This is a genomic window from Actinoplanes sp. NPDC051475 (genome assembly GCF_040689425.1).
Classification (GTDB): domain Bacteria; phylum Actinomycetota; class Actinomycetes; order Mycobacteriales; family Micromonosporaceae; genus Actinoplanes.
Genome location: NZ_JBFAZZ010000021.1, coordinates 73,446 through 95,542 on the forward strand (window position 1 = coordinate 73,446; position 22,097 = coordinate 95,542).

A 22,097-nucleotide genomic window follows, 5' to 3' on the forward strand; every position below is an offset into this window, starting at 1 on the left:
CCCCGCTCGGCACACCCGGCGCCTGCCCAGCACGGTGGGCGCGCTCGACGACGCTCACCAGTTCTGGCCCGTAAACCCGCTGGCGGGCTGGACCAGCGGTGACCACCATCGCCACAGCAAGACCCGGGCCCGGCCCTACCCGCCAGCACTCTACGAGCCGACAACCAGAGCCCGACGATGAGCGAGAAGCCATCGGGTGACGCCCACCTCGCCACCCTGGCGGCGACGGTGGCGCCAGGTCTCGCAGGCGCCGAGGCCGGCCCAGGACGGCTGGACCACGTCGCCCAACTGTGCCGCACCGCGAACTTCGCCCGCCGCCACCTCGAGGTCACCGTCCTCTACGAAGCCAACCTGACCTGGACCAGCTACGACGTGCTCCACCTGACCGTCATGCACCGACCCGTCGACACCGGAGTCGTCGCCGCCCTGGCCCACGTTTCCAAAGGCTCCGTCACCCGCTCCGCAACCGCACTCATCAAACGCGGCCTCCTGCGCCGCAGCATCCCCGCCACCGACCGGCGCCGGTCGCTGCTCGCACCCACCACCGCCGGCTGGGCGCTCAACCAGCAAGTACGCGCGCAGCTCATCGCCGAACTCAACACCCTGCTCGACAACCAGGTCAGCGCTGACCGGCACGACATTGACGTCCTGCGGCACCTGATCACCGCATACCACCGCGACCCCTCACTGCCAGGAGCAACCGCATGATCATGTACAACACACTCATCGGCGTCTCCGCCGGCGCGGCCCTGATCCTCGTCCCGCGCTACTGGGCCTGGCCGCGCAACGAACGCATGCCCCTGCGCCTCGTGCGAGCGCCAGCCGACCACAGCGGCTGGGCCGCCGCATTCGGCGTCCTCGGCCTCCTGCTGACCGGGCTCGGCTTCACCATGACCGTCACCCACCCGCTCGCCGAGGCCAAGCCCTACATCGACACCATCTTCGGCGAGCCTGCCCTGCTGCTCGGCGTGCTCCTGCTGGCCGCCGCCTGGCGGATCAGCCGCACCAAGTCGGCCCTTGACCCCGACCGGCTACCGGACGCGCTGGGTCCCATCGGGATCATCGTGTTCATCCTCGGGCTCGTCATGACCTGGTGCACCCTGGCCATCGTGCGCTTCGACGTCATCAGCGCCGCACCCGCCGAGGAACCCATCACCGGGCTGCTACACCAGCACCCCGCCATCGAAAACACCTTCTTCGCCGCAGTGCTCTACGGCCCCGCCGCGCTGGGTTGCCTGCTCTTCCCCTTCGCGGCCCGGCCCGGTAGCCGCCGCAGCTGGCAAACCCTCTACTGGGCCTGGACCGTCGCCGGCATCGGTTTCGCGTTGTTCTCCGCGATGAACTTTTACACCCACACCGGCATGGTCATTAACTCCGTCAATGGCTCGGACTACCGGTGGTAAGGCCCATGACCGTGACTCCCTCAGCCGGAAGGAGGCGACCCATGTCCCTTTCACCGACCACCGCGATGCTCCGTACCGCCTGCGGGATCGTGGCCGTGCTCCTAGCGCTCGGTGCAGGAGCATGTCGCGACACAGGCAGCACCCAGCCCCCGGCCAGCATGCAAGCGAGCGCCTCGGCGTCTACCGCTGCTCAGTCGTCAAGCTCGGCAGCGCCGCGGGCCACCACCGCAGCGCGCTACGTCAACCGGCGCGACATCTGCAGCGCACTGGACGGCGCGCGCCTCACCCAGGCGCTCGGCGTCGACGCCGGCAACCTGGGACAACCGCGATTCAGCGACACCAGGACCTCATCTCTCGCCACCTGCAGCCATCAGTACGGCCCTGCCGGAATGCGCAGCTTGATCTCTCTGGAGGTCATGACCAGCCAAGAGGGATCGGTGCAGGGCTTCTACGAAGGCATGCGCGGCGCCCAGCAGAGGTCCACCACAGTGACCGACGTGCCCGGCGTCGGCCAGCAGGCCGCGGCCTACACCGACCCCACCACCGGCCCGCACCTGATGGCCTACGACGGTAACCTCTACCTGAGCATCGCCCTCATCCCGGTCAACAGCGCCGCCACCGAACAGCTGAACACTCAAGAATTGTTGATTGGCTGCGCCCGGCACGTCCTTGACCAATTACGTCAGTAGCTACGGGCGGCCTCGGTCTCTCCAGCCACCTCCTCGAGGGGCCGAGGTCCCGTCAAGGGAGGGGCCGAGGCCCCGTCAAGGTTAGTTACACGGGTTTGGAAGCGCTGATAGGCGAGGCAAATTCGTCGACTTTCCGGCAATTGCAGTTGCACCCAAACTCACGCTCCGACAGACTGACCGACTGGCCTTCAGCCAGCCCGCTGCCAGGCGGCACGCCAGTACGAGGACTCGACGATGCACGTCTCTCAGCTTGAGCTAGCCAACCCCGCTGATCTTCGCACCGCGGTAGCCACTCTGATCCACGAAGCTTTCGCCCGTCTTGCCGCCGACGAGGGCATGCCCGATTTCGGTGACCAACTCGACACCAACGGCTGGAACCGCTTTGGCCAGCGCGAATTCGGTGCGAAGAAGCGCATACCTGGGTGATGCCAACTGCGGTCTCGACGCTTGGCTGGCTCGACCGCCTTCCCGCAATGCAGGCGGTACGGAAGGAGTTCGCCGCCGACCCGCTCTTGAGTAAGCGGGTCGACTGCGGAGTCGGAGTTGAGTTCTCCCTCCAGACCCGACAGCTTGAGTGGCTGCTGGTCAAGGAACTGCTCGCGCCGATGGTCGGTCGGTTGCGCGCCTACCGCTTCGAGTCGGCCGAGTTCGATGAGGCATATGCCCGCTTGGAAGCCGGCCTGCGCGCAACTCATGTCCGGGTGGTTGAGTTCCTGCCGCTGAATGCGCTGCAGGTCTCCAGTGAAGTGAAACGGCTGAACCTGGATAGCGGCGTCGCCCTGGAGCAAATGACGGACAGCCAGGTAAGTCTGGCGATCGCACGCGGCGCCGTTCCTGCTGAGTTCGCCGGTGGACCGTTGTTCGTCAACCTCGAGCCCGAACACCAGTGGGCGATGACCGTGACAACGCCGTATCCCATTGTGTCGGCCGCTGACCTTCCCGAGCAGCCAGCAGCCCCTGACTTTCCGTCATTGCTAGAGCCAGGTCAGCGATTCGTCACAGCTTTGCGGATTGTCTGCGGCGGCTCAGCGGTGGTCACCCGCGCGATCCTGCAGCAACATGACGACGACTTCCCGATCATCGGCGGCGGCTCGGCGGTGCTGTCGGCAAAGGAGGCCGTCGACTACGCCCGGCCGACTCTGCTGACGGGCGGCCAGCTGGCAGACCTTGCCAGGGTTTACGGCTGGCTCGGCGCCCCCACCGTCACAGACGATGCGATGTTCCAGCGCGCGTTGCGTCGACTGGTCTTTGCCGGCGCCCATCGCTACGCAGAAGATCGGCTCGCCGACCTCATGACCTGCGCGGAGATCATTTTTATCAAGCGGCTAGGACATCAGCACACCCGCACGAAGGGAGATCGAGTCGCGGACGGCGCCGCAGACCTCCTACGCGATGACTCCTTCCTCGGAGTAGAGCCGCAACAGATCCGGTCATTCATGTTGAAGGCCTACGGCGTACGAAACGACCGGATCCACGGCGATGACCCATCTGCCGGCACCCTCTTCAATCTAGATGGGTCGTCGACGTCCTCGCTGAAGCGGATGGTCGATGACGTCGAAATCGTCGTCCGCCGCTGTCTTCACCTTCTCCTTAGCGGACGGACGCCCAACCCAGCAGCGGGCGGTTTGAACGCATCGGGCAGTCAGCTGGGACCCGGACGCCAAGAAAGTCGAAGGCTAGGACGTAACGGAAGCGGGCCGGCTGGACCAGGAGCAGGGTCTTTCGGCCAGGAGGCACCACGTTGATGTCGACTGCTCAACCCTGAGGTAGGTGACTGGCCGCCGGACCTTCTTGCCCGCGGGTCGCGCTCATGCTTGGGCGCAGCCTCGTTAGAATGCGACGGTGAATCCGCCCAACCGTGCTGAACTCCGGCGGTACTGGCGGCCACGAAGCCTCTTCGGGCACTCCGAGAACGACGTTGAGGCTGCTCGGGCGGTAGGGCAGGAAGCCGCAGCCGGACTGAGCCCGATCGCTGAAGCGACCAACGGATCATGCACGGTCCTGCTGGCGCCACCCGGAGCCGGTAAAACTACCGATCTTTACCGCCTCATCGACTCCGGCGGGCGACGTGCCCGCCGGGTGCACCTCCCGAGCCTGGTCGGCGACTCCCGCATCCTTGACCTCATTGCCGGGATCATCGCTGAAATCACCGCCCCTGACAGCGTCGAGAACGGCCCGGCAAGCTATGCGCCGGAACCGCTGCTGGCCCTCGACAGCATTGACGAAGCCCCATTGGACGGTCCGAATCTCATCGAGCTCGTCCGCGAAGTCGCCAAGGCTGCCCGGCGGGCGAATGTTCGACTGGTGCTGGCATGCCGCAGCGCGAGCTGGTTAACAGGGGCCGAGGAAGCCCTGTGGCGCACGTTCGACACGGTCAACGTGTTCCTCATTGAGCCGTTGGACCAGGAGAACATCGCCGAATATCTGCGATCCGCGGATGTCGATGTAGACGCCTTCCTCGACGCTGTCCGAGACGCGGGCATCATCGACCTGGTCACCAGCCCGCACACCTTGAGACTCCTCGTCGACGACTACCTCGAAGGCGGCGGCGCCCTTCCCTCAGAACAGATCGAGCTGTTCCGGCGCGCCAGCCGGCGCCTGCTGACCGACCCTGCTCGGCAATACAGTCCGAGCCAACGTGCAGCCGCAGAACCCCTACTGGAGGCAGCACGGTGGCTCGCCGCGCTGAGCATTCTCGGTGGGCGCCCACTTCTCACCCTCACGGACGTGCCTGGGCCTCACCACCTGACGGACGCTGACTGCGCCGCGGTGATCAACTCGACGGACTACGACGCTGTACTACACACGGCGTTATTCGCCTCGGCGGACGGTCGCCGCCATTTCTTCGCCTACCAGACGGTCACCGAGTTCCTGGCCGCGGAACACCTAGTCAACTCTGGTCTGCCAGCCGATCGGCTGACCCGCCTCCTCGCGGGACCCGGCGACCGCCCGGCCCCGCAGCTGCAGGCAGTAGCAGCCTGGATGATCTCGATGGCGCCTGAACGGTTCCAGGCACTCCTCGGGAGCGACCCCGAAGCTTTCCTGGGCAGCAACATCGAGCTGCGTGACGCGCGTTACCGCAGCGTGCTCGTCGATCGACTTCTGGAGATGGCGCAGCGCTACGAGACGGGGCGCATCGAACACCTCAGGCTCACCAGGCTCCATTACGACGGCATCGAACAGCGACTACGTGCCGTATTGGACGACCAAGCTAGCACCTCTGATGCCTGCGACCTCGCGGTTCGCATCGCCCGCCTGAACAGCCTCAACGGGATGCACGATGCTCTGCTGAACACCACACTCGACACGACCCGTTCGGTGGCTGTCCGCTCTGCGGCAGGTCGCGCCGCGCTGGAGCTCGGACCACCGATTCCGGACAGCCGGCTCGCCACGCTGGCAGACCCGGCTCTTCAGCAGAGCGGGGATGAAGACGAACTGTTCGGCATCGGCCTGCGCGCCCTGCTCCGCTCCGGCACCTCACCCGCTGCCGTGCTGTCCCGACTGAAGCCCGCCGAAAACCCTGACCTGTACGGGAATTACCGCTCGTTCCTCACTGGGACGCTGCCGTCTGCGTTCCAGTCGACCCAGATGACGCCCGCAGAGGTCCAGGAATCGCTCAGGTGGGTCACCGAGACGGAACAGCAAGCCCCGATACGCGGACCTCAACTCGGCGGCCTTGCCGAGCAAACAGCAATGGTCTGCGACGCGATCTTCGTGGTTGGGCTTCAGATGCTCGCCGATCCGACGGTGCGCACCGGAGTTGCTGACGTCATCGGTGGCAGAGCGGTACGACACCTCAATGTCATCCGCGATCGGCTCACCGAGCTACCGCAGATGGAGCCGGTCGCACGCCGTGAACTCTTGATCGAGCTGCAGTCTCGGCCCTCCTCCGCATTGCTCGCGCTCAAGTTGCGCCAGGCTGGCCTTCTTGGTGCCGACGACTTCGTCTCACTACTGGCCCGCGCCGAGACCCTCACCACCAGCGTTGAAGAGGCTCGACAGTGGCGGCCATGGCTAGTCAACGCATACGACGCCACCCGCCTAGAACACCTCGCCGCGCTACGACAAGTAGCCCCCGACAGTCCTCTGTTCCAGGAGGTCGCGCGACACTGGCTCAATCCGCCCGACCCCTCAAGCCACGATGCGCCGCCCTTTCACGAGGACGAGAGCGACGAGGGCGAACCCGTACTCACCACGGAGGAGCTGCGGGCCAGACTACGAGATAGCCTGACCCAACCCCCCTCAGAAGCCTTTCACACGTTCTGTTACTGGGCGCAGTTCCGGCCCGATCAGCGATACGTAACAGAATCATTCGAGGTGAACGTCGAAAGTCTTCCGGGTTGGCAGACACTCGACGCCGTTGAGCAAGACGCTGCCACAGACTCCGCCATCGTCTACTTGAAGACCGCGACTTCCAATGGCGCGGACCTCCTCGGCACCGGAAGCTTCAATACGGGAGCGCTAGCGGCCGCCCGTGCCCTAGTGCTGATGTCGCACAGAAGAGCCCACGCTGTGCTCGAACCGTCGCGCTGGAGGTTCTGGGCACCGGCCCTGATCCGTGGGCCGTTCGTCACCGCAGACGATCTCCCCATGTTGCCCGCCGTCAAAGGTGCATACCAGTACGCACGACAAGAGCTACTGTCCGCGGCCGAACGTGACATGCGCGGCCGACCTGACTCCAGCCAGTTCACTCTTCGCCGCATCTCACCGGCGCTGACCGCTGAGGCGGCAGCGTGGCTGGAGACTCTGGTCACTGACACCACACTCGATGCTGCCACCTCAGGGATTGCCTTCCAGCGGCTCGTCGAGATCGATGCGCCCCGCGGCATCGCCCTACTTCGCCAATACATCGACAGAGGAGATAGCGCCTCGGTCCACAGGCTCGCCGCGAAGGCCCTTGAAGCAACCCCTGGAAACGTATGGTTGGTATTGCGGCCCCTATTCATGGCCAACGGCCAGCTGGCTACCGACGTCATCGAAGATGTCGCCTACGGTCAAGTTTTCGATGTACGACAACTGGCAGAAGAAGACCTCGTAGAACTGTGGAAGTTGACCACTACGCTGTTCCCGCCGCACCAAGACCCCACGGTGCACGGTATGCATATCGTGACTGCTCGGGAGAGTGCGGCGGATCTGCGCAACAGGCTTCTACCGGCCCTGGCCAGCCGCGGCACTGACGCCGCGGTCACGCAACTGCAACAACTTGTAACGGGCAACCCGCAGGATGTGGGGCTCAAACGGCTGCTGACTCTGGCACGCCGCGAACGGTCACGTACTCAATGGCAGCCGTGGCCACCTGATGAAATCATCAAGCTGCTGACCGCGAATCCCGGCCGTCGGCGGGCGATCGCCGTCCAGCGTGGGTCCCTCGGCGTCGTTCTCGCAGCAGCCGTTGCGGTCCCGATCGACACCGCCTTCTGGTCTCGCGATGGCCTGGAAACTGGAACTTGGATCTTTGGCTTAATCTCCTTTGTCGTCGGCATCATGCAGCTCGTGGTCGGTCGTCTGCACCCCTCCACAGGCGATGCGCCGGAGCCTGGCGTGTGGAGGAAGATTGTCGGCTTGCCGCTGACGCGTATCGACGTAGGCGTCGTCGTCGTGGCCCTCGCGATCTGTGTAGCCTTCGCAGCGTTCGCGGAGCGAGGCGACGAGGAACCGGCTAAGAAGGCACCGCTCCAGCCCGCTCCGAGTGTCACGACACCAAAGCAACAGCCCTCTGCCGCCGTGAAGACATCCGCCTCGACAACTCCTACCACGCAGACATCACCTCGGCCGGCGAACTCATTGTCACCGACTCCGCGCGCTCGACCACAAGGCACATGACGCTGCGCCTATCGAAGGGAACAACTCCGGTCTTCGGGTGATCAGCCGGGAGTCAGCCAAGATCGCGTTCCGCCGACTCGGAGGATACCGACGGTGCGTCGAGGTCGGCGTCCTCGAGGACGCGCTGCCGCGCAGCCTCGGCGTGCGCGGTGAGACCGTGGGGGACGGGCCGCGTGTGAGGTTGTGGGCGGGTGGCGTCGACGGCGCGGACGCGGGCCGCGGTGGCGCGGACAGTGTCGGCGAGGGAGTTGGCGTCGTCGGCGAGGTTTTGCGCGCGGCGTGCGGCTTCGGCGGCGGCGGCGAGGCCGGCGTAGCGGGTGGGTAGCGCCTCGGTGTACCAGCCGGTCCACGCCTGGTGCTGGCCTTCGAGTTCGTGAACGCGGTCGCGGGCGGTGCTGATGCGCCCGCGTGCGGATCCGAGCCGATCCTGCAGTTCGTCGACGGTGGCGGTGGCGCGCAGCGCATCTGTCCTGGCGTGCTGGTGTCGGATCGCGGCTTGGGTGTGCAGAGGGCCGGTGTGCCACCACCGCGGCTTCATGGTGTCGGCGTGCCGGACGGCAGATGCTGCGGCGGCCTGGGCGGTGGCCAGGTCAACGCGAGCATCCCGGAGGTTGTTTTCGGCGCCGACGAGTCGTGTGTGGGCGATGCGGAGCTGCCCGGCGACGTAGGCGGGGGCGTTCTGGTCGGCGTCGCGTTGCGCGGCGATGAGCGCTCGGAGCTGTCCGTCGGTGGCGGTGCCGATCTGTCCGGCGAGCGTAGCGACCCCGAGGACGGTCTGTGCGCGTTGCCAGGCACCCCACCGGCCGACGTCGCGAGGTGAGGGTTCGGGGCCGATCGGGTCGTCGCCGGTGATGGTGTATCGGTCGCGGTAGGCGGCGATGACTGCGGCGCGGCCGGTCCACTGCCGGCGCCCCGGGTCGTCGTCCGGCAGCGGACCGAGCTTGGTCGCCCATACGGGCCGTTCGGCGGCTGCCTGCCGGGCGAGAGCGTCGATGCGGGAGTCGCAGATGGTCGCGACCTGGCGAAGTGCGTCGCCGATATCGCCGTCCACGGCCGGTGCACGCTGGGTGTAAGTGCCCGCTTGGGCAGGGCTGAGGGCGACGGCGGGGTCGGGTTGCAGGTCGCGGTAGGCCTGGTCGATGCGCCAGGAGAGGACAGCGGCGGTGTCGTGGGCGCTGTTCAGTTCCCGCTCGGAGGCGACCGTGGCGAGAACATTCTCGGTGTTGTAGCCGGCTGCGGCGAGGGCGTGCAGGCGGGCGGCGAGTGCGGGCATGGCAGGGTTGGCGGCAAGGTTGTCCGCGACGCTTTGCCCAGCCACGCCGCGGACGACTGCGGCGTAGCGGTCGATTCCGGCGCGGGCGGCGAGGTCGTCGTAGATCGGCCCCCAGTGCCGCAGGGTGTCGGCGTCGGCCCACAGGCTCTGTTCGGTTTCGGTGGCGGAGCGGTCGCTGCCGTCGTCGCGAAGGATCCCGGCAAGCACGGTGACGCCGGCCGTCGGTGGTGCGGGTGGGTGGGCTTCGGGGGGTTCGTCGGCGGTGACGACGGCGAGTTGGTTGAGGAGCCGGCCGCGGGTGGCCATGACGTAGAGCCGGGCGCGGGTGGTGGCTTGGTCGATGATGGCGCGAGCTGAGTCGACGGTGCGGCCTTGTGCGGAGTCGACGGTGGCGGCGTAGGCGAGCTGGACGTGGGTGGCGACGTAGTCGCCGGGCAGTGCAGTGGTGGCCTGGTCGGTGGTGTTCTGCACGAGCAGGGCTCCGTCGGGGCCGAGTTCGAGGATGCGCCATTGGCTGCGGTTGGCGACGAATTGCTCGCCGGCAATCAGGGTGCGGTTGTTGCGGCGGGTGACGATCAAGTCGCCGACGCCGGCGTGGGTACCGTCGGCCAGAGTGACGGTAGGCCCGGCCTGCACGATGCCAGCCCGGATGAGCAGACGCCGGGCCTGGGTGGCGATGTCGGCCGCTTCGGCCTGGGTTTCTACCAGAATAAGGCTGGTCCGGTCTTGGAGAACGTCTGCGGCCCAACCGTCGAGGACGTGTGAGATGAGTTCGGCGCGGTGTCCGGCGATGACTCGGCCGCGGCGGTCGTATTCGGCGAGCACGGTGGTGTCGCCCTCGCGCAGCCGCAGGGAGGCCGGACCTTCCCACGGGTCGGTGAAGCGGCGGACCTCGCGCAGCTGCGTAGTCGTCCCGAGGGAGGCGAGGTAGCGGAACATTCCGCCCGGCCCGATCGCGGAGATCTGCTCGGGGTCACCGACCAGGATCAGCTTCCCGCCGACGGGTTCGAGAAGCTGACTCAGGCGGACCAGGTCCAGTGTTGAGGCTTGCGATGCCTCGTCGATGATGACCCACTGCCCGGGCTGGAACGCCCAATCGCCCGGGGTGGTGCCTTCGGGTGGCATCGTCTGGGCGTGCAGCCACATGGCGATGTTCTCGGTCCGGATGCCGGGCTGGCCTCCGTCGCGGGTGGCGTCGGCGAGGACGAACGCGGCGTTCTGCCCAACAGTCAGGCCGAGCACCGGCACGCCGGTCTGCCGCGCAGCGACACCGACTGCGCGCTGAAGGTACGTCTTGCCGGTGCCGGCCGGGCCGACGATGCCGGTGACCCGGCGGTCATCGCCGACGGCAAAGTGCAGCGCCTCGCGCTTTTCATCTGACAGGTCGAGCCGGTCAGCGACCGCTTCGAGCAGCGCCCGGGGTGCCGCGGCGGCGCCGTGGCCGGTGGCGTAGGCAACGAGTTCCTTTTCGGCGGCCAGGACCGGTTTGGTGGACAGCTTCAGGTCCCGGTGCCGGCTGTAAATGCTCTGCCGATCGGAGCCGCGGATCAGGGTTTCGCCCCACTCGAGCAACGCTGGCGGGGTCAGCACCCGTAGACCACCGGCCCGGGTCCGGACGGCGTGGGCGGCATAGCGCCGCACCTGCCGCCAGTCCGAACGGCGGTCGGCGGCCGGGTTGACATGCAGCTGCCGGCCGATGGCCAGCTCCAGGTGGTCGACGCTGAACACAGCGCGTTCGGTGCTGAGCTCGTCGATGGCGCGTTCGACGGCCAGGTGCGGCAGCCGCCGGATGGCGGCGGTGACGACCGGGAAGCGCTGCTCGTCGCGCTCCAGACCAAGCCGGACAGCAGCGGCCTCCAGGTCCTGAACCCGTACCGGTCGGTCAGCGCGGTGGCGTTGCGCGAGGCGGATGACCTGTCGTGCCTGCTGGTCGACAGGGTCGATCGTGCGGCCTGCGGCGATGCGACGCACCTCATCGGCGGTGTTGAAGCCTGCCTGGTGGTCCTCGCGTCGCCATCGGGTGACGGCTTCGAGCGTGGATTCGGGACCGTTCTTGGCGCGACGGGTGCGCAGCGTGGCGTCCTGCGCGGAGCGCCGCCATCGCCCGGTGGGGATCCACTCACGTCCGGTGCTGGGGTCGCTGTGGCGGCCGTCGAGCTCGGCTTCGACGGCGCCGCGTCGTTTCGAGTAGTGCTGGATCGCGCGGGGGTCGAACCCGACGATCTCGCGGATCGGTGAGCCGGCGCGGGCGGCGAACCGGACGCCGAGGCGTCGGCTGAGCTGGTGTTCGACGGCGCGTTCGTAGGCGATGCGGGCGCCGATGGTGGCCTGATAGAACGCTTTGCTGTCGAGCGCGAGCCACGTCTCACTCCCGTCGCGGACGATGCGGACCTTGGAGCTGACGATGATGTGGGAGTGCAGCTGCGGGTCTTTTTCCCGGGACATGCGGTGGTCGAAGACCGCGGCGGCGAGCCCGTCGGTGTCGACCTGCACGATGCCGTTGGTACCCAACCGGGTGAACGCCCCGTGCGCTCGCAGGTGCTCCAAAGCGGCGCGCACGCCGTCGTGGTGCGACGCCACCACCTCGCGCTTGACCTGGTCGTCTCCGAACGCCCACAGCAGGCTGACGCTCTTGACCGGGGAAACAGTGACGTCGAACCCGGCGACAGGGTGTCGTTCCGGGGCGGTCCAGATCCGCAGCCACACCTGCGCGATCTGCTCGTAGGTGGCGTCCTCGGGTAGCGCTTTCCACGCCTTTTCGACGGCGGCTTGGCGGGCGTCGTCGTCGTCGAAGGCCTCATATTTGCGCCACAGCCGGCCGAGTTGTTCGCCGGTGTCTGGATGGCGGCCTTCGCCGATGAGGTTCTGCAGCTGTTTCTCGGTGACCTGTCCTTGCACGCCGAACAAAGTCGGGCTTTGGCCGGCCCACCAGCCGGGCGCCTCACCGTGTGCGCGTGGGTCGGCGTGGTAGGCCACCGCGGCGCTCGGGCTGGCGGGGCGGAAGTCGTGTTGGCCGGTGGCTACCTGCTGGGTGAGGTAGGCGATCCCGGCCCCTGGCGAAATGCGGGTTACCGAGAGCATGTTGCCGAGCGTAGGCACCCGGCAGGCGCCTTTGCGACATTGGAATGCCAGGGGGTGTGCTAGTTGTGAGAAGAGGTTAGAGCGTGACCTGATATCTATGCTGATGAGAGATGGTGCGAGCAATATTGAACGATTGAGGGACCATTTACAACTAACATTCAACGATCGCTAGGTGTGGAGGGCTGGCCTGTGAAATAGGTAGCGTCGATGCTATGGCTAGCAAAGGAACAAACAAAGCTATTGAGGCGCTGCAGCGGCGGCATGAGGCGGAACGCGCCGCGTTGAAAGCGGCGACGGATGCCGGTGCGGCGGTCCGCCGCGCCCAGGAGCGACGCGCGACGGAGCTCGCGCGGTTGGATGCGGTCGTGGTGGAGGCGGAGCAGGGCGCGGATTTCGCCTTGGCGGTATTGGCGTCGCTGGTGGCTCCGGATGTGGCAGCGATGCTGACGGAGGAAACTCCCGCACGGGTGCGGCAGGGGCAGCAGCGGGCGTCGGCGCAGGAGGTCGCGGCGCGGGTGGGTGAGCTGACCGATTCCGTGGTGGCGGTGGCGCGGTGGCGGGGTCGTCCTCCGGGTGGTGCGGTGCGGCCCGGTCGCGGTGACGTCGAGAGCTCGGCGAGTGTTCCGGCGACGGGAGTCGAGAGCGCTGGCGGGTGATCGACCGGGGGCGGGCTGATCGGGTGCCCGGACTTGTCAGCGCAGCAACGCGACAGCGACGATCAACAGTAGGGCGGCAATGATGGCGAGAGCCGTGCCGCTGAGCGCGAGTATGTGACCGATGCGTGCCACGCGGCGGCCGGTCTTGTCGTTGTCCATCAGTGGCATGGTGCCTCCCGGTCCGGCACGGCGGGCGTATCGGTGAAGGCTATTCCGTAGCTGGCGAAGATCTCCTCGATGCGGCGGGTGGCCTGGGTGTCGCCAGGGTTTGCGGCTTGGGTGAGGGGTTGGATTTGTGCGGCAACGGTGGCTAGGACGTCGAGGGTAATCGTGGGGTACGGCTGCGGCGTGGTGGGCATGGTGGACTCCCGATCGTGAGTGCTTGTCGGTTGAACGGGGCGGCGCGGCGCGCTAACCTGGGCGCTGGTCTTCAGACCAGCGCGTGAGCGCTGGTGTGTTGCCTGTGTTGGGCCGACGGACCTTGCCCGGTACATCCCGCGAGGGGTGTCCTCCTTCGGGGGGCCGTCGGCCTTTTACGTGCGCGGGTCCAGCAGGGATGCGGGCCGAAGTGGTGCGGCCGTGAGCGGCCGGCGCGGCAGCCCGGAGCGGCGTGCTCGATGCGCGCCGATCCGGTCGCAGTCGGCGCGTGACTGCTCCGCTCGGGACGGCGGGCCTAGACGTGCGGCGGCCGGGGAGTCAGGGACTCCCCGGCCGGTGCGCGGGTTAGAACGGGATGTCGGACTCGTCGAGGTCGTACGCGGTCGACGCGCCTTCCTGGATACCGAGGATGGCGGGCAGGTCGCAAATGCCTTCGGTCTCGGCGTCAGCCGTGAGGATGGCGGCGAGGTTTTCCGGAACGTGCGCGTACGGGCGGACGAAGTCGATCACGATCGCGGGGTCCTTGACTTCGCGGAAGTCTCCGCCGATCTCCAAGCTCGGGCAGGGGTAGCCGCTGCCGTCGCCTGCGAGGTAGACGTGCGCCCAGAACGAACCGAAAGCTTTCTCCCACCCGATGACGACGCTGTTGACGGTCTCGCTGCACACGTCGATTTCGTGAGTGCTCACGCCTGGTCTCCTATGGTTTGTGTTTCCTGTGTCGTCAGCGTTTGCCCTCGCTGACAAATAGAAGCCTATCAGTATCAAGCGCTTTTTGTCTACCATTAACCGAAAAAGAGATGTTATTTCCTGTTTGTTCTTTGCTAGGGCCGCAACTCGCGATCGTTGGCCGTTGTGGCAGCTGGGATGGCGTGGGTTTTGGGGTTGAGGCGTTTTTTCGGCCGGTGGCGGCGAGCTTGCTCGCCAGGTTGCGTGGCGGCGGGAGCCAAATTCGGTGCGGGGGATTTCGGGTAGAGAAAATCTGTGGGGTGTGCAGAATTTCTTTACCCGCCCGTGGCGGATTTGGTGGACGTCGTCGCGCAACCTACCCTCCTGGCGTAGCCAGTGGCCGGAAAAGGGTCTCTGCAGTGCGGCCGAAGGCCGCTCCGGTCTACCGGCCCGCTAGGGTCGGCCGGAGTAAGCGTGAGCCAGGCGCCGGCCTGTACCTGCGGCCCGTCTTTGCCCGGCAGTCCGCGGAGGGCCGGTGGCCCTCCGCGGGAGGCCCGGCTATCGGCGCCCGTAGCCCTGGACGATGCGGTACTCCCGGTAGTCGGCGGGGTCGGCCGGGTTGAAGAACTCCTTCTCGCCGACCAGCACGCAGCGGCTGTGGTGGCGCTGGGGCCGGGCATCCTGGCGCTGACGGCGGTCGGCGAAGGGCGGGCTCTGGTACATGGCGTCGCCTCCTGGCGGTGCGATCGGTGTGCGACTGCCGCCGGTGAGTGCCTTGGGCTGCCGCGCTGACGGGCCGGTGTGGGATCGGCGTGCGCGGGCGGCGGCAAGCCAGCTCCTGAGTCAAAAGATCTTGGAAGCGCAGTACTCCTGGCCGACGGTGGATGACGGTGCTGCGCTTCCAAGATCTTTTGCCGGGCTTGCCACCGCCGGGCGGGTCGGTCATCGCTGCGGAATCGACGAGCGCGGCACCCGGGCACTCGGTGGCCGACCGCATCTCGATCGCCGCCAGGCGGCAGCCAAGGACCGGCCTGCCTCGCCAGCCGTCAGCACGGCACCGCCCCGAGCGTCACCACTGCTGCGTATCGACCGGCGAGGTAAGGGGGCCGAGCCCGGTGATCCCGACGGCCGAAGTGTTCCGAGTCGCACCGGGCGGCGCCTGCCCTACCCGGCATGGCCGGTGGCTGGGAAATGATCCCTGCAGTGCATACCTAGGCTGATGCGGCTCACCGACCTGTCAGGCGCCGCCGGGTCGCTGGCAGGGTCTTGAGGCGGCCGGTTGGGCTTGGCCTGAACATCGCGCGGTGGTCGCTGTCACCGGGAAACTGGCCTCGCTCGCACCGGACGCGAGGTCGTGCGGTGCGGGCCGGTCGGCCCGAGGCGGCAGCGCCATTATGCGCGGTCGCCTCTGGGCCGCCTGGACCCGGGAAGTCTTAGGCGCCGAGGCCGAACTTGTGGCCGAGCGCCGGGCCGAGTTGCACGGCGGCGACTGCGGCGGGCAGGTGGCGGTGTTGCCACCCGTCGAGGGCGGCGGTCAGGTTGGCGCCGTATTTGCGGTGCTGGGTGAGTGCCGCGGTCAGACCGGCGGCTTGCTCGATGCCGTTGTTGGCTCCGCGTGCGGTGTGCGGGCGGACCGGCGCGAGGGCGTCGCCGAGCAGCACCGCGTGACCGGCACCGATGGGCCACACCATGCGGGTCGGGGGGTCGATGTCCATGACCGCGGCAGCCATGCGGGTGCCGGTGGCGTGCACGAGGGCGGCTTGCTCGTCGGGCAGGTACTGCTGTGCGTTGGTGTCGACCGCGGCGCGGGCGGTGTCGGTGACGTGCTGGGGCAGGGCGAACACGCGCCTGGTCGGTGGGGCACCGAAGAAGTCGCTGTACTGAGCAGCGGTGGCACCCAGGTAGAAGGTCCAGTCGACGCCGCCGGGGACGGGCGCCACGTTGAACTGCATGCCGCTGTGGGAGGGTTCAAAGCGCAGGAAGTCTTGCAGGCCCGGCTGGGTGCTGCTGGTCTGGCCGCGGTGCGCGACGTAGCCGGCGTAGTGCAGCTGCCGCTGCGGGTCGAGCAGCCGCCGGCCGGTCGAGGCGCGGCCGTCGGCGAAGACCACCAGGTCGGCTTGCGCGGTGTCGCCGTCGGCGAAGTGCAGCAGGGGCCGTCCGGGCTCGCCGGTCAGGCCGGTGACCCGGTGGCCGGTGTGCAGGGTTCTGGCGGGCAAGCGGCGGGTCAGAGCCGCGTGCAGCAGGGTCCAGGTGGTGTTGCGGCCGGCGTACAGGTGGCGGTGTTTGGATTCGGGCCGGCGCCCGCGGACGGTGATGTCCATGACCGTCTCGGAGTCGTAGCGGACGAACTCGTCCTGGGGTACGCCGAGCTGGTCGAGGATGTCCAGCGACGAATGTTCCAGGCCGATCAGCCCGCCACCGAGGGGAGCACTGGCGGGGGCGGCCTCGTAGAGGGTGACGTCGTCGAATCCCGCGCGTCGCAGCAGCAGTGCTGCGGTCGGGCCGGTCAGCGATCCGCCGACGACTGCGACGCGCAGCCCGGGGGTGGCGCGGCAGCTGGCGGTGGTGTGCGTATTCATGCAGTGGCCTCCGTGGCGCGAACTGGCGCGACTCGCGCCGGTTGCACCGGCGCTGCCGCGTTGACGAGGCCACGGGGGAACGGCGCGGGCGGTGGCAGGCAAGCCAGTCCTCGGGTCAAAAGATCTTGGAAGCGCAGCGCTGCTGCCGGTAGTTGATGACTGGTGCTGTGCTTCCAAGATGTTTTGCCGGCTTGCCTGCCACTGCCGGGTCGGTCATCACTGCGGACCGGCGAACGCGGCGGCCCGCAGTGATGGCCGCCGCGTTCGCCAGTTCTGCTGTGCAGCGCAGAGACCTACGCCGATGCACCGTGTCAGCCGAGCACCGCGGCTTGTCGGATGTGCCGAGTCGTACGGCAGAGCGGTGTGCGGGATGGTCCAGCGGATGGCCGGTGCACGAAGTAGCGGCGCGGGTCCGCACCCGCTCCTGGCCGTGCCGCAGTGAGTTTGTGGCCGACGGGTACGACCTGGTTAGCGTCGCCCGGTTAGTACGCGCGGTCGATGCGGTCGGCGATCACCATGAGTACCGCGTGGGCCAGGTCAATCCCGCTGCCTTCGCGGTCGGTCCGCATGAGGTCGTCGTCGTGGAGTGGCTCGCAGCCGATCCAGAACCCATCGACCTTCACGCCGGCGACCATCCCACCGGCGTCGTCGTCACCGCCGTCCTCGTCGACCTGGGCGAAGAGTTCGGTGACGCCATCGCCGAAAGTCCACCCGAAGGCGGCCGGGTTATTGGCGACCGCCTGCATCAGGTCGCAGACGGTTTCGACCGTCGCCGTCCACTCGGCTCGTTCCTCAGGGTCGGCGCCTAACACGTGGCTTCCGGTCAGCCACGCCTGCTGTTGGTCTTGGTTGACGATGACCAGCGTGAGTGAGGGTTGGTGCTGCGCTTCCAAGATGTTTTGCCGGCTTGCCTGACCGTTGCCGGGTCGGTCATCACTGAGGACTGGCGAACGCGGCGGCCGGGTGTCGCCGCCGCGTTGCCGGGCCGGCTGCGCCGGTTGGTTCGTCGAGCTGACACATCCGGTGAGCGCCGGGGGCGGCTGCACCGCGCTGCGCCGGGTCCGGCACGAGTCTCAGACTCCACGCGGTGATGTCGGCGGCGCAGGGCCTTTACCCGGCGGGCCGGTCGTGGCAACGCGCAGATGCCGTGGGCCTGTCCGTAGGCCGCCGGGCGCCAAGAGGTACCGGGTGGCGTCGTCGGAGGATCGCCCTACCTTGACGAGCTTCGCTGGGCGGCGTAGCTGAACGGTCTCTCGTCCGTGACGTGGGGGCGGGCTACTCGGCGATGGCGTGGCCGGGCCAGCGGGCACCATCGGGCCACAGCGCAGTCTCGTCCGGGCCCTCGATCGGTTCGACATCGAACCAGGAGCAGCACGGGTAGATGTGTGCGCTGCCGGGATCGGCGTAGCAGTCGCTGCACGGCCGTGCCACGTGCGGTGTACGGCACTCGGCGCTGTGCTCGAAGTACCAGCCGCGGCAACAGGTCACCACTCGCACATGAACCGGCGTAAGCCGGAGCGGCGCGGCGGATCTTGCAGGGCCAGGGGGGTCGATCGTTGCTGTCATGCGGCGGACCTCTTGAACGACGAAAGGCCGGCCCGCGTGTGCGGGCCGGCCTGGACGCCATCGGCTTAGCGGTGATGCACGAGCTGCGGGTCCGTCACGACGTCGGGCCACGCGTCCGCAGCGATCTTCTCGCCGTGCGGGCTGACGATCAGGTCGCCCCTGCGCTGCGGGCGTGGTGCGCTGGGTGCGGGCGCGTTGGTGCTGGGCAGGGGCGTGATGTTGGCCGGCGTGATGTTGATGATGGGTTCTTCGCCCTGGTCGAGGTACGGAGTCATCTTCTTGACCGTGACGAGGACGTCGGTGCCGGGGCGTAGGGAGCGGGCGAGCAGCATTTGTTGTTCGTCCCAGCAGGTCACCTCGAACTCCATCGGCGGGGTGGCTACCCACTTGCCGCTACTGAAGTAGCCGGTGCGGTGCACGATGCGGAACTTGACGAAGGCCCGCCCGCCGCTGGTGGTGTGCCCCTGCTCGCTGCGGCCACGAACGGTGCCCTGGATGAGACTGGTGAAGATCTGCTTCGACGGTTCCTGGCTCATGATGAGACTCCCTGAGATTGATCGGATCTGTCAGTGGGAGACCGGGGCCGGCCGGGTGGCCGGCCCCGGAAGCCGGTCAGGCCGCCTGCAGCTCACGCTCTGACTCAGCCGCGGTGGACTCAGCAGTGGTGGGGTCCCAGGTGTTAGCCGACGACCGGTCGTCGGCCACCGACTGGGCACCGGCGAAGCGCATGGACAGCGCCACGTTCTCGGCGGTGACCTCGAGGACGCCGCCGGCGGTGCCGTCCTGCCGGATGAACGGCCACACGTTCAGGTCGTCGCGGGCGTTGACGGTCACGGTGTCGCCCTTGCCCAGCTCGGCGCACCGTTCGGCGAGTTCACCCCAGACGGTGACCTGGGCCCACATGGGGGTCGTGTCGACCCACTGGCCCTCGGTCTTGCGGCGGCGGTTGTGGGCGACCCGCAGCCGGCACAGCGCTTGTCCGGTGGCGGTGTATTCGAGTTCGGGCTTGGCGGCGAGGTTGCCCTCGAAGGTGAGGGTGAACTGCGACATGGGCTGACTCCCGTTCAGGTAATGCGGTACGGCCCGTGACGCTGTTCGGATCGGGTGATCCGGGCGCCGTGGGGCCGCGCTGACGGGGCCGGTCAGAGCCCGCACGTGGGCCAAGGGGTGCAAGCCCCGTCTGAGTCAGAAGATCTTGGCGTCGAGCAACGCGAGACGGTGTGGCCAAGATGTTCTGCCGGGGCTTGCACCCCTGGCCTGGGTGGGCTGACCTTCGGGTCCCTCAGCAGCGGAACCAACCGACGTCCACGGACCGGCGCAGCCGGGATGCCAGGACCGCAGTCCGCCGCCGTCGCGGAGCAGCTGTCGTTGCCAGCCCCGTGCGGGCCGCCGCTGCGCCGGCTCGGAGCCGCACCGCAGATCCCGACATGACGGGCGAGCGGCGCGTTGTCTCGCCGCCCGCATCGAGGGCGGATGTCGTCCCACCGGTGGCCATCCGAGCTGGTTGCTCGCGGTGGTGCCGGTTGGGCAGGGGCGTCAGTTGTGTGGTCCCGGCCAGGTGTGCACCGGTGCCCTCCTGACATGACGTCCGGCGGCACTCTGCCGGTCGCCGAGACGCCGGGGATGACGCAGCCCGGCTCGCCACCCGGACGACAGTGTGCGTTGGACCTCAGCGCGTCCCAGCCCTGTGCTGAGGGCGGCGTCGGTGAGTTCGCGGCGCACGGCCGTCTCGTCCATGGGGGTGTTCGCGGCCAGCTGCCCGAGCCGGAACGCGGCCCGGTTCAAGGCGTCGTTGCGGCCGCCGCCGCTGACGCGCCGGCCGCCGCTGAGTATCGGCCGTGGCGCGCGGCGCACGCGTTCGGCCTCGCCCTCGATCGCTGCTTGCACGTAGCGGTCCAGGTCCACGATCGATCGGGCTGGCTGTGGGCTGACCGGCGCGGGCGGTGGAGGAAGGACCAGGGCGCGTAGCTGCGGTGGACAGACCGGCAGGTCGGGGTGCTGCCAGGGTTGCTGGAACGTGTACCGGGTTCCGGTGGTGTGCAGTGACGGCGGGGCGACGACCAGGCCGCCGCGACCGCGCCAGTCCACCCCGGGTGCGATCGCGACCCGGCTGGGCAGCTCCCCGGCGGCGAACCACAGATGCCACCCGGACCCGGTACGGATCAGCGGGCCCGGTGGGCGGATGACGTCGAGCAGGTCGAGCACAAGGTGAAGGCCGCTGCTGGTGTCGATGTCGCAAACATCCAGCACCGTTCCGGTGACCAGGCCGATGTTCGCGTCCGGCCACCGCGACCACCACGCCCGGATTACCTCCGGGTGCCGGGAGGCATCGTGCAGGCCGCGACGCAGACGAGGGTGCTTGCCCGGTGAACCGCAGTCCGCACCGGCTCGGCAACTGCACATGCCAGCGGCGCCTGGGGTGTGCAGCGGCAGCACCGCTACGCCAGCCGCGGCGTAGCCGATTGCCGCAGCCACGAGGTCTGCTGTGGTCGGCGGCCTAGGTTCGACGCGGTCGACCGGATCGGTCAACCAGGAGGCATTCATCGTTCACCTGCACAGCGCTGGTACCGCCGGGCTGCGGGGCACACCTGCAGAGTTTGCCCTGCGGTATTGACGCGGTCGGGTGGCCGGCGACTTGCTATCAGCAGGCGCGGAGTCGAGCGTCCAGGTCGCTGGGACCGGACGGCGAGGTGCACGTGGGACACTCCGCTGCCGTAGGGCGCGGTGGGGCAACGGTGACCAGACATCGGCGCCGGCGCCGAACGCGGATCACAGATGCCAGGTCTGCGTGCGAGATGTGGGGTGTGAGGCACAACGGCTCCTTGGGTGACGGCGGTGTTGCACGACCGCGCAGATGAGCAGATGGATAGCGGTCCGTTCGCCTGCTGGGGTGACCGGTGGACGGTGGTAGTGGAAAGCGGTGGAGGCCGGGTTGGTGACGGTGACCGGCGGCGGTCACCGCGACGCGGGGATGCCGTGGTCGGCAGCCGTGCACGGCCGCCGACCACGGCACCTCACCCGGTGGTGTCGCCGCGCCGGCAACAGGCGCTGGTCTTTGCCGCCGGTCAGCCGAGCCCGTTGTCGGTACCTACGCCGGGGTGCGCAGCGAACCGGCCGGCGCTGCCGACCGGTGTTCCTGGCGGGCGGTCACGGTCGGGTTGTCCACCGACCGGGCTGTGGGCCGTCGGCCGGGTGGCTGGGCTGGTGGTCGTGCTCGATCACCGTGGCGTCGGGATGGCGCGGCTGCCACTGGCCGTCTGCCGCGCTCACGGCGTGGCAGCCCTCGACGGTGCAGTGCCGCGCGAGGGGGTCGAAGACGATGCCGTAGTGGCCGGCGTCGTCGGTGCTGACATACAGCGAGAGCGGTCCGTCTGGCTGCAGCACCCGGTGGGCGCCGGGCGGTGCACTGATCAGGGCGGTCAGTTGCCGCGACCAACTGGCTGCGGCGTCGCGGTAGAGGTCACTGTCGGTGCCGTACGCGTCGGCGAGCTCGATCAGGTGCTGCTGGCAGGCGGCGACGGTGGCGGTCGCATCACGGCTGATGTCGAGGCGCACCAGGTGAGGCTGATTATCGATGGGGTTGAGCAGCGGGGTGGATACGGCCGGGTCGTCATAGCTGGCAGGCAGCAGCGCGGCGAGGTTCATGCCGGTGGAGGTCGAGGCACCCCACGTGTACGCCCGATCGGTGACGGTGGTGACGATCGCGGTCCATTGACTGACCGGAATCGCGTAGCTGCTGCGGTCGAACAGCGCGCTGTCGTGGTGGTCGCGGTACGTGACCCCCTGGCCGGTCAGCAGGGCGTCGAACACCGCAGTGACGACGGCGTCGACCAACTCGTGCGGGCCGGACGCATCGCTGTGGATCCGCTCGCGAACGGTGTCCAACTCGCTGGCTGAGAGAGGACGCCGGACGGCGGTGACCGCCGGCGGCGGTGAGGTGGGGGTGAACCAAGGGTTCATGGCGCAGCTCCGAGGAAGAAAGA

19 protein-coding genes are annotated in these 22,097 nt (G+C 68.1%); 7 read left to right on the plus strand and 12 right to left on the minus strand.

Features of this window, described 5'->3' with window-relative positions; genetic code table 11:
* Positions 1-177 precede the first annotated feature (177 nt).
* The 6 genes from AB0368_RS33210 to AB0368_RS33235 all read left to right on the plus strand — a co-directional run bounded on the left by AB0368_RS33210 (position 178) and on the right by AB0368_RS33235 (position 7,915).
* A complete protein-coding gene (locus AB0368_RS33210) occupies positions 178-708 on the plus strand; it encodes a MarR family transcriptional regulator (protein ID WP_366157970.1) in 531 nt (176 codons plus the stop codon).
* Positions 705-1,403, plus strand: a complete 699-nt coding sequence (locus AB0368_RS33215) for a DUF981 family protein (protein WP_366157971.1) — start codon at positions 705-707, stop codon at positions 1,401-1,403. The genes AB0368_RS33210 and AB0368_RS33215 overlap by 4 nt, the downstream gene beginning before the upstream one ends.
* A gap of 41 nt (positions 1,404-1,444) precedes the next feature.
* The gene (locus AB0368_RS33220) at positions 1,445-2,092 is read left to right on the plus strand and encodes a hypothetical protein (RefSeq protein ID WP_366157972.1); all 648 of its coding nucleotides are present in this window, start codon (positions 1,445-1,447) and stop codon (positions 2,090-2,092) included.
* A gap of 234 nt (positions 2,093-2,326) precedes the next feature.
* Entirely contained in the window at positions 2,327-2,518 is a 192-nt protein-coding gene (locus AB0368_RS33225) for a hypothetical protein (protein WP_366157973.1), read from the plus strand.
* The gene (locus AB0368_RS33230) at positions 2,518-3,837 is read left to right on the plus strand and encodes a hypothetical protein (RefSeq protein ID WP_366157974.1); all 1,320 of its coding nucleotides are present in this window, start codon (positions 2,518-2,520) and stop codon (positions 3,835-3,837) included. Before AB0368_RS33225 ends, AB0368_RS33230 begins: the two co-directional genes overlap by 1 nt.
* A 97-nt stretch (positions 3,838-3,934) precedes the next feature.
* On the plus strand, positions 3,935-7,915 hold the full coding sequence (locus tag AB0368_RS33235; protein WP_366157975.1) for a hypothetical protein: 3,981 nt from the start codon (positions 3,935-3,937) through the stop codon (positions 7,913-7,915).
* Positions 7,916-7,967: 52 nt separating this feature from the next.
* Here AB0368_RS33235 and mobF read toward each other — a convergent pair whose 3' ends face one another.
* Complete coding sequence (gene mobF, locus AB0368_RS33240; protein WP_366157976.1) at positions 7,968-12,392, minus strand: MobF family relaxase; 4,425 nt, start codon at positions 12,390-12,392, stop codon at positions 7,968-7,970.
* An 89-nt stretch (positions 12,393-12,481) separates the two neighbouring features.
* Between mobF and AB0368_RS33245 the strand changes: the two genes are divergently transcribed.
* The gene (locus AB0368_RS33245; protein WP_366157977.1) at positions 12,482-12,925 is read left to right on the plus strand and encodes a hypothetical protein; all 444 of its coding nucleotides are present in this window, start codon (positions 12,482-12,484) and stop codon (positions 12,923-12,925) included.
* A 36-nt stretch (positions 12,926-12,961) separates the two neighbouring features.
* Here AB0368_RS33245 and AB0368_RS33250 read toward each other — a convergent pair whose 3' ends face one another.
* From AB0368_RS33250 to AB0368_RS33300, 11 genes are all read right to left on the minus strand, one after another.
* A complete protein-coding gene (locus AB0368_RS33250; RefSeq protein WP_366157978.1) occupies positions 12,962-13,084 on the minus strand; it encodes a hypothetical protein in 123 nt (40 codons plus the stop codon).
* On the minus strand, positions 13,084-13,284 hold the full coding sequence (locus AB0368_RS33255; RefSeq protein ID WP_366157979.1) for a hypothetical protein: 201 nt from the start codon (positions 13,282-13,284) through the stop codon (positions 13,084-13,086). Before AB0368_RS33255 ends, AB0368_RS33250 begins: the two co-directional genes overlap by 1 nt.
* 364 nt (positions 13,285-13,648) lie before the next feature.
* Positions 13,649-13,990 (minus strand): hypothetical protein, encoded by a 342-nt coding sequence (locus tag AB0368_RS33260; RefSeq protein WP_366157980.1) that lies wholly within the window; start codon positions 13,988-13,990, stop codon positions 13,649-13,651.
* A 537-nt stretch (positions 13,991-14,527) separates the two neighbouring features.
* Positions 14,528-14,692 (minus strand): hypothetical protein, encoded by a 165-nt coding sequence (locus AB0368_RS33265; RefSeq protein WP_366157981.1) that lies wholly within the window; start codon positions 14,690-14,692, stop codon positions 14,528-14,530.
* A 710-nt stretch (positions 14,693-15,402) separates the two neighbouring features.
* Positions 15,403-16,548 (minus strand): FAD-dependent monooxygenase, encoded by a 1,146-nt coding sequence (locus tag AB0368_RS33270; RefSeq protein WP_366157982.1) that lies wholly within the window; start codon positions 16,546-16,548, stop codon positions 15,403-15,405.
* A 482-nt stretch (positions 16,549-17,030) separates the two neighbouring features.
* Positions 17,031-17,441: a hypothetical protein gene (locus AB0368_RS33275; RefSeq protein WP_366157983.1), complete on the minus strand. Its 411-nt coding sequence runs from the start codon at positions 17,439-17,441 to the stop codon at positions 17,031-17,033.
* Positions 17,442-17,823: 382 nt separating this feature from the next.
* Positions 17,824-18,045 carry a hypothetical protein gene (locus AB0368_RS33280; protein WP_366157984.1) on the minus strand — a complete coding sequence of 74 codons (222 nt, stop codon included), beginning with the start codon at positions 18,043-18,045 and terminating at the stop codon, positions 17,824-17,826.
* Positions 18,046-18,179: 134 nt separating this feature from the next.
* Positions 18,180-18,650, minus strand: a complete 471-nt coding sequence (locus AB0368_RS33285; RefSeq protein WP_366157985.1) for a hypothetical protein — start codon at positions 18,648-18,650, stop codon at positions 18,180-18,182.
* Positions 18,651-18,726: 76 nt separating this feature from the next.
* On the minus strand, positions 18,727-19,164 hold the full coding sequence (locus AB0368_RS33290; protein WP_366157986.1) for a single-stranded DNA-binding protein: 438 nt from the start codon (positions 19,162-19,164) through the stop codon (positions 18,727-18,729).
* Between the two features lie 486 nt (positions 19,165-19,650).
* On the minus strand, positions 19,651-20,589 hold the full coding sequence (locus tag AB0368_RS33295) for a bifunctional DNA primase/polymerase (protein WP_366157987.1): 939 nt from the start codon (positions 20,587-20,589) through the stop codon (positions 19,651-19,653).
* 672 nt (positions 20,590-21,261) lie between these two features.
* Positions 21,262-22,074: a hypothetical protein gene (locus AB0368_RS33300; RefSeq protein WP_366157988.1), complete on the minus strand. Its 813-nt coding sequence runs from the start codon at positions 22,072-22,074 to the stop codon at positions 21,262-21,264.
* Between the last annotated feature and the right edge of the window lie 23 nt (positions 22,075-22,097).

What these genes read in the sequence shown, in the direction of transcription:
- AB0368_RS33210 (WP_366157970.1), top strand. Translation starts at nt 178, where the DNA reads ATGAGCGAGAAGCCATCGGGTGACGCCCACCTCGCCACCCTGGCGGCG.
- AB0368_RS33215 (WP_366157971.1), top strand. Translation starts at nt 705, where the DNA reads ATGATCATGTACAACACACTCATCGGCGTCTCCGCCGGCGCGGCCCTG.
- AB0368_RS33220 (WP_366157972.1), top strand. Translation starts at nt 1,445, where the DNA reads ATGTCCCTTTCACCGACCACCGCGATGCTCCGTACCGCCTGCGGGATC.
- AB0368_RS33225 (WP_366157973.1), top strand. Translation starts at nt 2,327, where the DNA reads ATGCACGTCTCTCAGCTTGAGCTAGCCAACCCCGCTGATCTTCGCACC.
- AB0368_RS33230 (WP_366157974.1), top strand. Translation starts at nt 2,518, where the DNA reads ATGCCAACTGCGGTCTCGACGCTTGGCTGGCTCGACCGCCTTCCCGCA.
- AB0368_RS33245 (WP_366157977.1), top strand. Translation starts at nt 12,482, where the DNA reads ATGGCTAGCAAAGGAACAAACAAAGCTATTGAGGCGCTGCAGCGGCGG.
- AB0368_RS33250 (WP_366157978.1), bottom strand. Translation starts at nt 13,084, where the DNA reads ATGGACAACGACAAGACCGGCCGCCGCGTGGCACGCATCGGTCACATA.
- AB0368_RS33255 (WP_366157979.1), bottom strand. Translation starts at nt 13,284, where the DNA reads ATGCCCACCACGCCGCAGCCGTACCCCACGATTACCCTCGACGTCCTA.
- AB0368_RS33265 (WP_366157981.1), bottom strand. Translation starts at nt 14,692, where the DNA reads ATGTACCAGAGCCCGCCCTTCGCCGACCGCCGTCAGCGCCAGGATGCC.
- AB0368_RS33270 (WP_366157982.1), bottom strand. Translation starts at nt 16,548, where the DNA reads ATGAATACGCACACCACCGCCAGCTGCCGCGCCACCCCCGGGCTGCGC.
- AB0368_RS33285 (WP_366157985.1), bottom strand. Translation starts at nt 18,650, where the DNA reads ATGAGCCAGGAACCGTCGAAGCAGATCTTCACCAGTCTCATCCAGGGC.
- AB0368_RS33290 (WP_366157986.1), bottom strand. Translation starts at nt 19,164, where the DNA reads ATGTCGCAGTTCACCCTCACCTTCGAGGGCAACCTCGCCGCCAAGCCC.
- AB0368_RS33300 (WP_366157988.1), bottom strand. Translation starts at nt 22,074, where the DNA reads ATGAACCCTTGGTTCACCCCCACCTCACCGCCGCCGGCGGTCACCGCC.